Annotated in this window: 12 protein-coding genes; 8 read left to right on the forward strand and 4 right to left on the reverse strand. The window is 44.9% G+C overall.

Features of this window, described 5'->3' with window-relative positions; genetic code table 11:
- Positions 1-18: 18 nt before the first annotated feature.
- Both B3O12_RS12575 and B3O12_RS12580 read right to left on the reverse strand, forming a co-directional pair.
- Positions 19-3,282 carry an FG-GAP-like repeat-containing protein gene (locus B3O12_RS12575; RefSeq protein ID WP_286756518.1) on the reverse strand — a complete coding sequence of 1,088 codons (3,264 nt, stop codon included), beginning with the start codon at positions 3,280-3,282 and terminating at the stop codon, positions 19-21.
- Positions 3,283-3,559: 277 nt separating this feature from the next.
- The gene (locus B3O12_RS12580; protein ID WP_286756519.1) at positions 3,560-4,129 is read right to left on the reverse strand and encodes a methyltransferase family protein; all 570 of its coding nucleotides are present in this window, start codon (positions 4,127-4,129) and stop codon (positions 3,560-3,562) included.
- A 43-nt stretch (positions 4,130-4,172) separates the two neighbouring features.
- Here B3O12_RS12580 and B3O12_RS12585 point away from each other — a divergent pair, with 43 nt between their 5' ends.
- From B3O12_RS12585 to B3O12_RS12605, 5 genes are all read left to right on the forward strand, one after another.
- Complete coding sequence (locus B3O12_RS12585; protein WP_286756520.1) at positions 4,173-5,120, forward strand: helix-turn-helix transcriptional regulator; 948 nt, start codon at positions 4,173-4,175, stop codon at positions 5,118-5,120.
- A gap of 93 nt (positions 5,121-5,213) precedes the next feature.
- Complete coding sequence (locus B3O12_RS12590) at positions 5,214-5,525, forward strand: antibiotic biosynthesis monooxygenase family protein (protein WP_189629096.1); 312 nt, start codon at positions 5,214-5,216, stop codon at positions 5,523-5,525.
- Entirely contained in the window at positions 5,525-6,133 is a 609-nt protein-coding gene (locus B3O12_RS12595) for a GyrI-like domain-containing protein (RefSeq protein ID WP_286756521.1), read from the forward strand. The genes B3O12_RS12590 and B3O12_RS12595 overlap by 1 nt, the downstream gene beginning before the upstream one ends.
- On the forward strand, positions 6,130-6,678 hold the full coding sequence (locus B3O12_RS12600; RefSeq protein ID WP_286756522.1) for a dihydrofolate reductase family protein: 549 nt from the start codon (positions 6,130-6,132) through the stop codon (positions 6,676-6,678). Before B3O12_RS12595 ends, B3O12_RS12600 begins: the two co-directional genes overlap by 4 nt.
- 57 nt (positions 6,679-6,735) lie before the next feature.
- Positions 6,736-7,857, forward strand: coding sequence for a glycerate kinase (locus tag B3O12_RS12605; protein WP_286756523.1), 1,122 nt, complete (start codon positions 6,736-6,738; stop codon positions 7,855-7,857).
- Here B3O12_RS12605 and B3O12_RS12610 read toward each other — a convergent pair.
- Positions 7,854-10,100, reverse strand: a complete 2,247-nt coding sequence (locus B3O12_RS12610; RefSeq protein ID WP_286756524.1) for a CRTAC1 family protein — start codon at positions 10,098-10,100, stop codon at positions 7,854-7,856. The genes B3O12_RS12605 and B3O12_RS12610 overlap by 4 nt on opposite strands.
- Before the next feature lie 68 nt (positions 10,101-10,168).
- Between B3O12_RS12610 and B3O12_RS12615 the strand changes: the two genes are divergently transcribed.
- From B3O12_RS12615 to B3O12_RS12625, 3 genes are read left to right on the forward strand one after another with little or no spacing between them, the layout of a single operon-like run.
- Entirely contained in the window at positions 10,169-11,389 is a 1,221-nt protein-coding gene (locus B3O12_RS12615) for an NAD(P)-dependent oxidoreductase (RefSeq protein WP_286756525.1), read from the forward strand.
- Positions 11,379-12,038, forward strand: a complete 660-nt coding sequence (gene deoC / locus B3O12_RS12620) for a deoxyribose-phosphate aldolase (protein ID WP_286756526.1) — start codon at positions 11,379-11,381, stop codon at positions 12,036-12,038. The genes B3O12_RS12615 and deoC overlap by 11 nt, the downstream gene beginning before the upstream one ends.
- A gap of 45 nt (positions 12,039-12,083) precedes the next feature.
- A complete protein-coding gene (locus tag B3O12_RS12625) occupies positions 12,084-12,296 on the forward strand; it encodes an acylphosphatase (protein WP_286756566.1) in 213 nt (70 codons plus the stop codon).
- On the opposite strand, the gene B3O12_RS12630 is transcribed toward B3O12_RS12625, so the two are convergent.
- Positions 12,293-12,802, reverse strand: coding sequence for a hypothetical protein (locus B3O12_RS12630; protein WP_286756528.1), 510 nt, complete (start codon positions 12,800-12,802; stop codon positions 12,293-12,295). The two genes, B3O12_RS12625 and B3O12_RS12630, sit on opposite strands and share 4 nt — an antisense overlap.
- Between the last annotated feature and the right edge of the window lie 8 nt (positions 12,803-12,810).

The raw sequence follows: 12,810 nt of genomic DNA on the forward strand, positions 1-12,810 counted from the left end.
CCTGCGCTATTCCTCTTTTTATTTTAGCTCTCTAACATAAAGGGTGTCATTGTTTACTCCATGAACAACTACCTTTCTGTCGCCAATTTCCAAGAGCACAGCATTCTTAATGTCGCCTAATGCCCGGTATTCACTGTTGCTGACTAGCTCGAATTGCTTTAGGTTATCATTATATCGTATTTCGAAACCTCTACTGGCATCGTATTGCCCTACTGTTACTTCAGTGGAGTAATTGTTTCCACTCAAATAGTATCGACTATCCTTCTTGATTATTTTTTGGAGTGGAGCTATTTGAGTGGCCAAAGGAAGCTCTACGGAGCGGAAATCCTTGCCATTGCCCATAAAAGCAGTGTGCTTAAAAGTATATACATGACGCGTGTAGGCGTCAGATCGCAGATTTTCAGGTACAATCTCATTGAAATTGGCCTGAGCAAAAGGTTCATGTTTAAGGAAGCGCTTTTTAAAGGAAACCACCTGAGCCTCCAGCGTACTTTTGGAGTGCAAGAGATGCTGCTCACCGTTAATGTAGCAACTCATGATAGCGTCAATCATTCCATTGCGATCGTAGTCTTTGGCATAGACACTCAAGGGTTCGTTGGGCGATACCTGATACTTAGTGTTAAGCCCCAGATTTCCGGCTAGTATGTCAGGGTAGCCATTACCATCAACATCATCTACCCAAACGGTATTCCACCAACCGGTGGATTTTTCTAATCCGTATGTACTGGTTTTGTTGGAGAACTCTCCGTTTTCTTGCTCAAAAATAGTCACAGGCATAAACTCGCCTACCAGGACTAAATCATGCGTCCCGTTTCCGTCAATATCGGCCCATTGAGCATCTCTTACCATGCCAATGTTTCTGAGCTCGGGAGCCAGGCTATCGGTTACATCAAAAAACCTTCCTTTTTCATTTCTAAGCAGATATGAGGTTCCGGGAAGCGGGTATTCCCTTGGGCTGAGGGCTCCACCCACAAACAGATCAAGATCTCCATCATTGTCAAAGTCCGCAGCTCTAACCACAGACGAGCTCGTAAGCATAGATGGTAAATTGTCGGATAAACTAAAGTTACCTTTGCCATCATTGAGGTAGAGCCGGTCTTGGTATACAGGGCTATTTTTATTGAATTCATTGCTTCCGGAGCAAACATATAAGTCCAAATCTCCATCGCCATCGGCATCAAAAAACAGGGCGTCCGTATCTTCAGACGGTTGGCCAAGGGCAAGTTCTTTTGTTACGAATTGGCCATTGTTTTGGATGAACAAATAGTTGGGGAGATTAGACGAGCCACCAATAAACAGATCATCCAGTCCATCTCCATTTACATCGCCCACAGCCATGGCAGGCCCTTGCTGAGAGAGCCTATGGGGTAGTAGGGGTTCATAGTAAAAGTCTACATAGTCATTTTCTTTGGCTATATGTCCAAGTCCAAACTCCAAAGCCTGGTTGCCTGTTGTTAGCTGTATTGCCTTTGGGACGTCACCAGCTTTGGCTTGGGTAATATCGAACGTTGCAGTGCTGTTTGTTTCTACTTCTCGGCTTTCTTTAAGCCCATTGGGCCACGTTACTTCTATAGTAACTGGAGCTGTGTTTTTTCCAAGACCAAAATGAATGATTGGGCTTAGAGTAGAAAGGTAGCCTCTTGTTTTAGACTGATAATGAGATTGTTGCACATTGCTTTGCCGAATCACTATTTTGGCACCAATGCCCTCAGGGTTTTTCTCCGTGCCTTCCAGTTTTACCTTCACGTAGTTTGGTTTTTCCGGGGTATCATTTAAGGTGTTCTTATAGATGTGGGCCACGTCATCTATATTAGATATGGCTAAGTCAAGGTCTCCATCATTGTCCAGGTCGGCATAGATCATACCATTGGACCAGGTTGGTGCGCTCAGCCCCCATGTATCGGTAGCTTTGGTAAAGGTGAGGTCTCCGTTATAAGCATAGGCATAATTGGGCAGCTTTATGTCGTTGGTTTTTTGCACAATGGCTAGAGCTACTTCGTCCGGGTCGTTGCCTTTTTCCTTGGCCAACTCCAGTTGTTCGCGAACATAGTTCCTGAAATCAAAGTCAGTTACATTTCTTCTAAAACCATTGGTTATAATCAGATCCTTCTGTCCGTTGGCATCATAGTCGGCAAACACCGGAGCCCAGCTCCAGTCGGTTTCATGAATTCCGGCAAACTGACCAATTTCGGCAAAGCCCGTTTCTGCTTTGTTAAGTTGGAGTGTATTGCGCATAAACTGAGGAGTATAGCCCTCTTTAATGGAAAGGTTAAAAAAATCGAAGGCCATAGGGCCAAGAATCTTCTTCTGCCGGTAGTTGTCTTCGGGCATCATGTCCACCTGAACTATATCGGGTAGCAGGTCATTGTTAAAGTCTTGTACATCGACCCCCATTCCAAACTGGCTAGTGTGTTTCAGATAGTCTTTGGCACGGTCAGTAAAGGTGCCGTCACCATTGTTAATGTACACTATGTCATCGAACAAAAAGTCATTACTCACATAGATATCAGGGTAAAGGTCATTGTTAAAATCATTGATGGCTAATCCCAGGCCATAACCTTCAACCAGTATTCCCGCCTCCAGTGTTACGTCTGTAAACCGGCCGTTGCCATCGTTGCGAAACAACTTATCATTAGAAAGTGAGCTGCCATCAACAATTTTTTTGTTTACCAGCTTTAGATCGGTGCCTTCATTGTTGCCATAAGTGAGAAGATACATGTCCAAATCACCATCCAGATCATAGTCGAAGAAGGCGCTGTGAGTAGAATAACCTTCGTCTGCTAGCCCATATTCTTCGGCTTTTTCTACAAAGGTTAGGTCTCCCTGATTTATGTAGAGGAGGTTTTTGCGCTTGGACTTGTTCGGTCCGGAGACAGCAATATACAGGTCTTGAAAGCCATCTTCGTTGATGTCTACCACCGAAACTCCATTGCACCATACATTGGTTGTCAGTCCCGCGGCTTCCGTTATATCTTCAAACTCAAAATTACCCTTATTGAGATACAACTTGCTCGAAACCATATTGCCAGTAAAGAACAGATCTTCCAAACCGTCATTGTTGAAATCGCCAACGGCCACACCCCCTCCATTATAAATCGGGGCAAAGTTCATCAGGTTTATCTCTTTGGACTCCTGCATTACATTGTTGAAGTTGATGCCTGTTTCATTCGCGGGTAAAAGCTCAAACAATGTGGGTTGCTCTTTTTCGAACTGCCGGCCACAAGAAACCAGCAATATAAGGAGCAGAATGGGTGCGTTACATTTCAAAAAATGCAGTCTCATAAATACCTATTTAGCAGTAGATTAAACAAAGGTTCTAAATTGGTTCAATATTGCCAAGAGTAATTAAATCAGTGGTTGGCCAAGGGTTAAACCTATTGGTCTTTTTCGTTCATTTCAGTAACCACTCGCCAAATTGTGCCTAAAAGCATTAGGGAAAAGCCAACGATAAACATGCCCGACCTGTAATTGGAAGCCACCGGTGAGAGGTGCCTGCTTACTATTCCTAAAAGAACAATGAAGAGGCCGCTGAAGGCTACGTACGTAAATAGTTTTTGCTTCAAAATGGATTGATTATACGAGGAAAGAGGGCCGGAACCTTTTCCTTGTATTGTTCATATTGGTGGCCATAAGCTTCGGTCAGCTTTTTTTCTTCCCACCGAATTCCGAAAGGAAGGTAAATAATAAGTGCCATCAGAACAACCAAACTACTGAACAAAGGATTGAACAAGACATAGCCAATAGCTATTAGGAGGCTCCCCAGATAAAGTGGGTGGCGTACTTTGCTTTGTATGCCTGTTGTTACCAGCTGCGAATACTCACTTTTTTTAAGGCCAATGAATTCACGAAAACTATATGCTCTAAAAGCTCTTTTTATAATAAAGAGTCCGGTTGCTGCGAGCATCAGACCCAAGTAGTTGCTTACTGCACCGGGGGCAAACATGAGCATTGTATAAATCATGGCACTTATGAACAACAGTATGATAAAAAGAACCGTACTGATAAAAGTGTAAAGAAGCCGGTAGGTTCTGTTGCCTAATTTTGTAAGCTGTTTTACCCGCTTAGAGGCCAGGGCACTGTGCATTCCATAATACCCAAGCCAAAGTAGCAATAATGTCAGATGCTCCATCCACATGAGGCAATGATAAGTATATTTTTTATGTTTATGCGGAATGAATAGGATTGACAGACTAACGGCTATTCTCATACAGTTGCAGAGCAAGAAGCTCATTACGGCACAAGAAATAGCCGATAGGTTCGATATTAGCCTGCGCACGGTTTACAGAGATGTGCGGGCCTTAGAAGAGGCCGGTGTGCCTATTGGGGCAGAGGCAGGCAAAGGCTATTTTATTATGGATGGCTATCACTTGCCTCCCGTTATGTTTTCTACAGAAGAAGCCAATGCTCTGGTTTTGGGAGCAAAATTAATCGAAGGTCAAACCGATTTGTCCATAAAGCAGCACTTTTCAGAAGCTATGCTCAAAATAAAATCGGTGTTGAAAAGTGGTCAGAAGGAAGAACTTACCCGACTGGAAGAACAGATTAGGGTCAACCAGAGTCCTTCCATAACCGATGAATCGTTTCCTAACAACTTCATGGCTACAATTCAAAAAGCCCTCACCAGAAAACAGTTGCTCAGATTTAAGTACTATTCCAATTACAATGGAGCCATGAGCGAACGCGAGGTAGAGCCTATGGGGCTTGTGTTTTACGGTAACAGCTGGCACCTTTTGGCCTATTGCAGAATGAGAGAAGCCCCCAGAGATTTTCGGGTCGATCGGTTGGTGAAGCTTGAAGTCCTGCCCGATAGTTTTGAGCCGAGAGCTCCACTCAGCGAGTTTCTCAATCAACTCATGCATGGTACAGAGTTGGATGAAGTAGTCATTCAGGTTCAGAGAAAGATAGCCAGGTACATTGTCAACCAAAAATTCTATCAAGGCTTTGTGAGCGAAGAGGACAAAGGAGACTGGCTTGAAATGAAATTTTTGGTACCATCGCTCGATTTCTTTTCCCGGTGGTTGGTCTCGTTGGGCGATGCCGTGCGTATCATTAGCCCAAATAAGCTATTGCTCATTATGCAAGAAAGAGCAAGAGAGCTACAGGCCAACTACTCTGCCTAAACCGAAGTAAATTCTTTCTGATTTTATATTTTTCTTAACCCTACTGACATAAGGCTGTCACTGGTGCGGACTTACTTGCTCAAAAAACACAAAATGAGCAAAGAACACATCAAGGAGATAGTCATCTATCGCATTAAGCCCCAAAGATCAAAAGACTTTATGGAGAAAGGCCTGCCCGAGCTTAGGCAAATAGCCAAGGGCTTTACGGGAATGGTTAGCCACACAACCCACCAATGTGTAGGACAACCCGAGTTGTTCATCGATGTGGTGGAGTGGGAGTCTTTACACTATGCAGAAGAAGCCGCCAAACAAATGGATGCAAAAATGAAGGCGGGAGAGGCTCCGAACATGATCGATACCTACGAGAAAACCGAATTTTTCAATCACTTTAAAATCATCCATTAATGTTAGTTTCAGAGAAAATCAATTTGGCCAAAACCTATCCTGAATATTATACGGCCAATCAAAAGCCCAAAATTGTCAACTTAGAACCATACCATTATCTCAGTATTCAGGGGCAATCGGCCCCCGAGTCCCCAATATTTTTAGATGCAATGGGACAGCTATACAGCCTAGCCTATCGGGTCAAGTCAATCTGCAAAGAACAAGATCTGGATTTTGTGGTGCCCAAATTGGAGGGGTTTTGGTGGGTAGAAGGCCACACCTCCTATGAAAATACACCAAGGAGCCAATGGCATTGGAAGTTGTTGCTGCGTATGCCCGATTTTGTAGGTGGTTCCGATGTAAAAGAGGCCATGGCCATACTAATCAACGATCAGAAGATTCCGGAAAATCATCGATTGCTGTGGGAGGAAATACACGAAGGGCTCTGTGTACAGATGCTGCATACAGGCTCTTATGAAAACGAAAAGGCAACGGTAGAGAAGCTGATACAGTTTGTTAAAAGGGAGGGGTTCGATGTGGTTGGAAAACACCATGAGATATACCTCTCAGACCCCAGAAAAACAGAGGAGAGTAAATTGAGAACCATTATTAGATACGCAATACAATGAGAAAAATAGTTGCTTACATAGCCATTAGCCTGGATGGTAAAATTGCCGACTCAGACTTTGGGGTAGAGTGGCTTGATCAGGTACCCAACCCCGAGCATACATATGGATATGCTGATTTTTTTGCAGGCATTGAAACCACCATCATGGGAAATAGCACATACAGACAGGTGTTGGGGTTTGGGCAGCCATTTCCCTATGCCAGCAAGACCAACTATGTACTAACCAGAGATCGCTCTCAAGAGAAAGATGAAAACGTAACCTTTATTTATGAAGATCCGGTAGCAGCTATAGGTCAAATAAAGGCGCAACCGGGGAACAACATTTGGTTAATTGGAGGAGGGCAGGTAAATAGCTTGTGCCTGGAGTCTGGGTTGTTAGATGAGCTTATTGTATTTGTTATGCCTGTTGTGGTTGGAAAAGGTGTGTCTTTGTTTTCCGATGAGCGCCATATGCGCCTGTTGGAACTTAAGGAAACGAAAAGTTATCAGTCGGGTGTAGTAGAGTTGCGCTATACCGTGAGCTCACAATTAGCCCCGGAATCTTAAAGTTCATATAGGTTTTGCCTGCCCGCTTCAGTAGATTGAGCATTCAGAAAACTGAAGATGAAGGTAATTCTCTGTCCCGATAAGTTCAAAAGCTCCCTCACTGCTGAAGAGGTTTGCTCGGCCATGGCAAAGGGCGTTCGCACCGTTGTTCCCCAAGCAGAAGTAGTGCGTATGCCTTTGGCCGATGGTGGAGAGGGAACGTTAAGTGTCTTGGAGTCCAACCTCAACGCTGAGCGAGTCTGTGTTGAAGTGTCAGGTCCGCTGTTTGTACCTGTATTAGCCCACTACCTGCTAAAAGGCAACAGAGCCTATATAGAAATGGCCGAAGCCTCCGGCCTGCCACTGCTCAAAACTTTCGAGCGCTCCGCCATGAACACTTCTACCTATGGCACGGGCGAACTTATTGCCCATGCCATTGGCCGAGGAGCCAAGGAGGTGTTTGTGCTCATTGGCGGTAGTGCTACCAACGATGGTGGCTGCGGGATGGCTGAGGCTCTCGGAGTGCGTTTTTTGAGCCATGGAGGAAGGAATCTGACGGCCATCAGGGGGAAAGATCTTGCACGCATTAACCAAATAGATACCACGGCATTAAGTGCTTATAAGGACATTACCTTTGTTGTGCTTTCAGATGTGCGCAATCCATTAACAGGGCCAAATGGGGCTACACATGTGTTTGCTCCACAAAAAGGAGCCGGTGTGGCTGAGATGGAGCATCTGGAGAAAGGACTCCTAAACCTGGCCGCTTGTCTTGGCAATGGCCTGGAAGATCAGCCGGGGGCTGGAGCGGCCGGTGGCCTGGGCTATGGCCTAATGAGTTTTCTTGGGGCCGAGATTCGATCAGGAGTAAATACACTTCTGCATATGCTCAATTTTTCAGAGCAACTCGATTCTGCAAACCTCATATTGACGGGTGAGGGAAAGTTAGATCACCAGACCATGTCGGGGAAGGTGGTTGCAGGAGTGGTAGAGGCAGTAGGAAATAGAAATATACCAATTGGCATAATATGTGGAATTTGCGAAAACTTGCCGGAAATTAAGAGGGAATTGAGAGCAGACTGGGTGGTTCAACTAAGAGATCAAGCCAACGGTTTTCGGGATTCTATGACCAACGCGGCCAGATATGTGCAACAAGCAGCCGCTCAAATTGCTAAAGAATGGCGCTCCGGAGCTGATAATTAATGTTTTGCCGAATGATTGGGGAGGGCTCCCGACCATTGTACCGGAGTTATGGTTATGGGCTGCAACTCAGCCTTACCTTCAATAATTTTCACGAACTGATTTACTCCCACATTCTTAAATAACTGTTGTTCTCCTGTGGCAGGCCATGTCACTTTCAGCTCGCTAATACTTGTAGCAGTACCAAGCCCCACCTCCAGTCTGTAACTGTTGGCTCCAAAGCTGGCTCCGCTAGATACCACCCTAAAAATCTGCTGGCCTGTTGAGGTGGTAATTTGCACCCTGGTACCTATAGCTACTTTGTTAGAGGTTTTTCCTTCCAGACTAATATTTATCCAATTTGTGTTTTTTAGAGGATTAATGAGCAGCTGATTTTGATACACATCGCCTTCATGTGCACCGCCCATGGTTATATACACATCCTCATCGCCATCGTTATCAATGTCTCCCCAGCTTACCCCATGTCCTTTTTGAATATTTGAGAATCCGCCCTCGTAGGTTACCTCTTCAAAGTATTTCCCGCCCATATTCAGAAACATGCGGTTGGGAATAATGCTTTCAAAGTTGGGGTCTCCTGTTCCAAAATAGATATCCAGATAGCCATCATTGTTTAGGTCGCCATAGTTAAATCCCATGCCGTAAATGGTGTGCTTCATTTTTCGCAGAGCCGTCACATCAGTAAAAGTACCGTCACCATTGTTTTCGTAGAGCCGAGGCAAGGCGGCAACGGGTTCATTGCCCAACATTTCTGTCAGAAACTCATGAGGAAGGGGCTTGCCGGTAGAGGTATATCCACAAACAAGTAAATCTTCAAACCCATCATTGTTGTAGTCAAAAGCGGCTACAGGAAAACTCTCAATGGGCTCTAACATGCCCAGAGGTTTGGCCACATTTTCAAACTTTAAGTTCCCTCGGTTCATCAGAAATATGTTTTCTCCCTGGTTTACCGAAAGGTACAAGTCAGTCAATTGATCGTTGTTGGCATCAAAAGCCACAACACCTTTAATCATTTCTATAAAGTCCAGCCCCAGGTCGGCCGCAACGTTTTTGAAAGTTCCATCGCCCTGATTCAGATAGAACTCAGCTCTGTGTACCCTTTTGGGGTCGGCTGTTTTAGGCATGCCCGGAGGAATAAACGATTCGTTGCCAATAAATACATCGAGCCAGCCGTCTTTGTTGAAATCGGCCCAGGCCGCGGTTTGCGTAGGGTTGAAAGAAAGCAGCCCTGCCTCCCGGGTTACATCGGTAAAGGTGCCATCTCCGTTGTTTCTGAGCAAGGAATTGGGGTGTTTTCCCCAGGGGCCAAACCAGCCGCCTCGCAGCACAAATATGTCTATTAAGCCATCGTTGTTATAGTCGGTTTGTTGGCAGTTTAGCCCACCTACCAGTCCTGTAAGTCCTGCTTCTTTGGTTCTGTCTATAAAACCACCCTTGCCATCGTTCACAAAAAAGCGCATTTGATCTTCCGGAGTAAACCCGCTTGAGGTTACTACCAAATCCAGATAGCCATCGCCCGTGAAGTCTTCCATTATTGAGCCTCCGGCTATGCCCGATACAGCTACATTCAATTGTGGTGCATAATCCTCAAAGCGATCAATGAGTGATTTAGAAGCAAATGCTTTTTCAGGAATCAAATAAGACTTAGGTACCCCATGGGGGTAGGCTCCTATGGTCTGATAACACAAATTGAGTAGCCACACAAGCTCAAGGTCTTCGGGATAATCTTTTAACAGGGGCTCTATAATTTCTATGGCCCGTTGAGAGCCGGAAGGGTCGATATGAACGCCATCACCGGCTACGGGCAGAATACAAGAGGCAGCCGTATGGTTAATCAGGCAATTGGTTTGTTCACCCAACCGAATATAGGCCACTGCCTCGAGCCGTTTGAAGAAATAATCCCACTGAGGAGTTAGTGCTTTACTTTCTGAAGCCAGCTCGTTCCTAAACTTTTCAATTTCCAGAATGGCTTTTTCCGTATTGCCACTGTTCATTGTCTCACGCACATACCAATAGCTGTAAGAGACATAATCATCGAAACTTCTTTTAAAACGTTGTCTTAGCGAATCATAGGCTGCTGCCCGCTTGGCATTGTAGTAGTAGGTAATATCGAGTGCCCTCACATCGGCATGGCGTTCTTCCAGCAAGTCCAGCATGTACTGGTTTTCTGTGGCCGTTTCCGTAGGGGTGGAATCACAGGCCAAGAGCAACCAAAACGAAAAAGAAAATAATAAGGTCAGACTCCTCATAGTCTTAAAGATAGAGAAATATTAATTTGGCAAACAGAATAATCGAAGCACAAAACTGAGCAACACGTATGGCGAAGCAATCATTGCAACTGGGCATTATTAAAGAGGGTAAAATTCCAATTGATAGGAGGGTTCCACTTATTCCACAACAAGTTAAGACCTTGTTGGAAACTTATCCGGAAGTTGTTGTCAAATGTCAAAGAAGCGATATCCGGTGCTTCTCCGATGAGGAATATGAGCAGGCGGGTGCTCTTTTGGTCGATGATGTTTCGGACTGCGATATTATTTTGGGAGTAAAAGAAGTGCCTTTGTCTATGCTGGCAAATGGTAAAACCCATTTCTTTTTTTCGCATACCATTAAAAAGCAGGAGTATAACCGAAAGTTGCTCCAGACCATTCTTGAAAAACAAATCAGATTGATCGACTGGGAATGTCTTACCAACAAAAATGGCAAACGTCTAATTGCCTTTGGCCGCTATGCGGGAATCGTAGGGGCTTACAACGGCATTCTTACCTATGGAAAGCGGTTCAACCTCTTTCACCTAAGGCCCGCCCATACCTGTTTCGATCTTGAAGACCTGAAGACTGAGTTCAGGAAAGTAGATTTACCTAAAATCAAGATTATTTTAACCGGAGGAGGAAGGGTTTCTAAAGGAGCGATGGAGGTGCTCGATGGCATGAAAATAAGAAAAGTAAGTCCGGCTGAATTTCTGGAAGAGCATTTTAACGAACCGGTTTATACTCAACTCAACTCCCGCGACTACAATGAGAGAATTGCCGGAGGAATCTTCGACCGAGATGAATTCTATGCTCACCCCGATCGTTACAGGTCCTCTTTTTTACCCTATGCTAAAAAGGCCGATTTGTTGATAGCCGGAGCATACTGGGACCCGAGAGCCCCGGTGCTATTCAACAAAGAAGATATTTCTGCCAAGGATTTTAAGGTGAAAGTAATAGCCGATATTACCTGTGATATTGAGGGGTCTATACCTTCTACCAAAAAGCCAAGTACCATTGAAGACCCGGTGTATGACTATAATCCAAGCAACGACAGGGTGGAAGAGGCCTTTACAGATGAGGGTAATATCACCGTGATGGCCGTGGATAACCTGCCGTGCGAGTTGCCAAGAAATGCTTCAGAAGACTTTGGAAAGGAATTTCTTGCTCATATACTGCCCAATTTGGTGGGAGAAGACGTAGATGGTATCATTGAACGGGCAACCATTGCCAATGAGGGATCGTTAACTGATCGGTTTAGCTATTTACAAGACTATGTCGATGGAAATTAACCGGTACATAGAACATACTTTGTTAAGCCCCGAACTGACCGCCCGACAGGTGGATGGCTTGATCGAAGAGGCCCTTGAACATAATTTTGCAGGGGTTTGTGTGCCGCCTTTCTGGGTGAAAAAAGTAGCCCGAGAGCTTCGGGAAACCTCCATTGGTTTAGTCACCGTTGTTGGGTTTCCGCTAGGATACCAGCAAACAGAAACTAAGCTGAGAGAAATGGAGGTGGCTCTGGAACAAGGGGCCAACGAGCTGGATGTGGTGATGAATATTTCGGCTTTTAAAACAGGAATGCCCTGGACAAAGATAGAGTTGGCTAAATGTGCCCATCAGGCCCACCAGGCCGGGGCAGTTTTAAAGGTCATACTGGAAACGGCCTTACTTTCTGACGATGAAATTATAAAAGCAACTAAACTCTGTGCCGATGCCGGGGCCGATTATGTAAAAACTTCTACGGGCTTTGCTTCGGCCGGGGCAAAGGTAGCCCATGTAAGCCTTATGCGTAAAACAGCTCCGGCACATGTAGGGGTTAAAGCTTCAGGGGGCATTAGAAGCTATGCTGATGCCCTTCGTATGATAGAGGCCGGTGCAGATAGAATAGGAACTTCTTCGGGTGTAAAAATCATGAAGGAATATGGAAATGGCGATTAGTATAACTGTAAAAGGGAAGGTGCAGGGAGTTTTTTACAGAGCCTCCTGTCAGAAAAAAGCTCAGGCCTTGGGCGTACGGGCTGGTGCAGAAATTTGCCCAATGGCGATGTTGAAATTCATGCAGAAGGAAGTGATCAGGCATTAAACCAATTTGTAGACTGGTGTAAGAATGGGCCGGAACAAGCACGGGTAGAGGCCACTTTTACCCATAAAGTAGAAGCAGAGGGTTTTTCTACTTTTGAAATAAGAAGGGCCTAAGCGCTTTTGCTCTTGTAGGCCTGAATTCCTTTGTGCTTGTATACCTTGAGTTCGAAATGCTCAAAAATGGCCACCTTCATTCTGTTCTGAGCGAGTTCAATTCGTTTTTCAGGACTCCTGAAAACGGTAAGTTCAAGGGCGGCTAATATAAAGTTCTTTTTGGTACACAGCTCCTGGGCATAAGCACAAAAAGCTTCTGTCCAGTCGGTTACGTATTTATCGTAGTGGCTGCTGCCATCAAAAAGTAATTCCAGTTGGTTATCGCCAATCTGGTAACGGTAAATACCGGCCAGAATATCATATAACTCGTCAAACACGTCTAGTTCTGTGGTCTGGAACAGTCTAACTTGCTCACTGGTGGTATCGGGTAAGCGCAGCGGATTGTACACCAGAAAATAGCCTTCTTTAACGATCTCCATTAGACGGAGCTGCAAAGAGGCTCGCTGGTCTTTTTGCGCTTGCTTTAAAATGTAATTCTTATCTAGTAAAAATAGTCGGTTGCTCACCGTAAAGT

It is taken from the genome of Roseivirga sp. UBA838 (genome assembly GCF_002296035.1).
Taxonomy (GTDB): domain Bacteria; phylum Bacteroidota; class Bacteroidia; order Cytophagales; family Cyclobacteriaceae; genus Roseivirga; species Roseivirga thermotolerans.

What these genes read in the sequence shown, in the direction of transcription:
- B3O12_RS12575 (WP_286756518.1), bottom strand. Translation starts at nt 3,282, where the DNA reads ATGAGACTGCATTTTTTGAAATGTAACGCACCCATTCTGCTCCTTATA.
- B3O12_RS12580 (WP_286756519.1), bottom strand. Translation starts at nt 4,129, where the DNA reads ATGGAGCATCTGACATTATTGCTACTTTGGCTTGGGTATTATGGAATG.
- B3O12_RS12585 (WP_286756520.1), top strand. Translation starts at nt 4,173, where the DNA reads ATGAATAGGATTGACAGACTAACGGCTATTCTCATACAGTTGCAGAGC.
- B3O12_RS12590 (WP_189629096.1), top strand. Translation starts at nt 5,214, where the DNA reads ATGAGCAAAGAACACATCAAGGAGATAGTCATCTATCGCATTAAGCCC.
- B3O12_RS12595 (WP_286756521.1), top strand. Translation starts at nt 5,525, where the DNA reads ATGTTAGTTTCAGAGAAAATCAATTTGGCCAAAACCTATCCTGAATAT.
- B3O12_RS12600 (WP_286756522.1), top strand. Translation starts at nt 6,130, where the DNA reads ATGAGAAAAATAGTTGCTTACATAGCCATTAGCCTGGATGGTAAAATT.
- B3O12_RS12605 (WP_286756523.1), top strand. Translation starts at nt 6,736, where the DNA reads ATGAAGGTAATTCTCTGTCCCGATAAGTTCAAAAGCTCCCTCACTGCT.
- B3O12_RS12610 (WP_286756524.1), bottom strand. Translation starts at nt 10,100, where the DNA reads ATGAGGAGTCTGACCTTATTATTTTCTTTTTCGTTTTGGTTGCTCTTG.
- B3O12_RS12615 (WP_286756525.1), top strand. Translation starts at nt 10,169, where the DNA reads ATGGCGAAGCAATCATTGCAACTGGGCATTATTAAAGAGGGTAAAATT.
- deoC (WP_286756526.1), top strand. Translation starts at nt 11,379, where the DNA reads ATGGAAATTAACCGGTACATAGAACATACTTTGTTAAGCCCCGAACTG.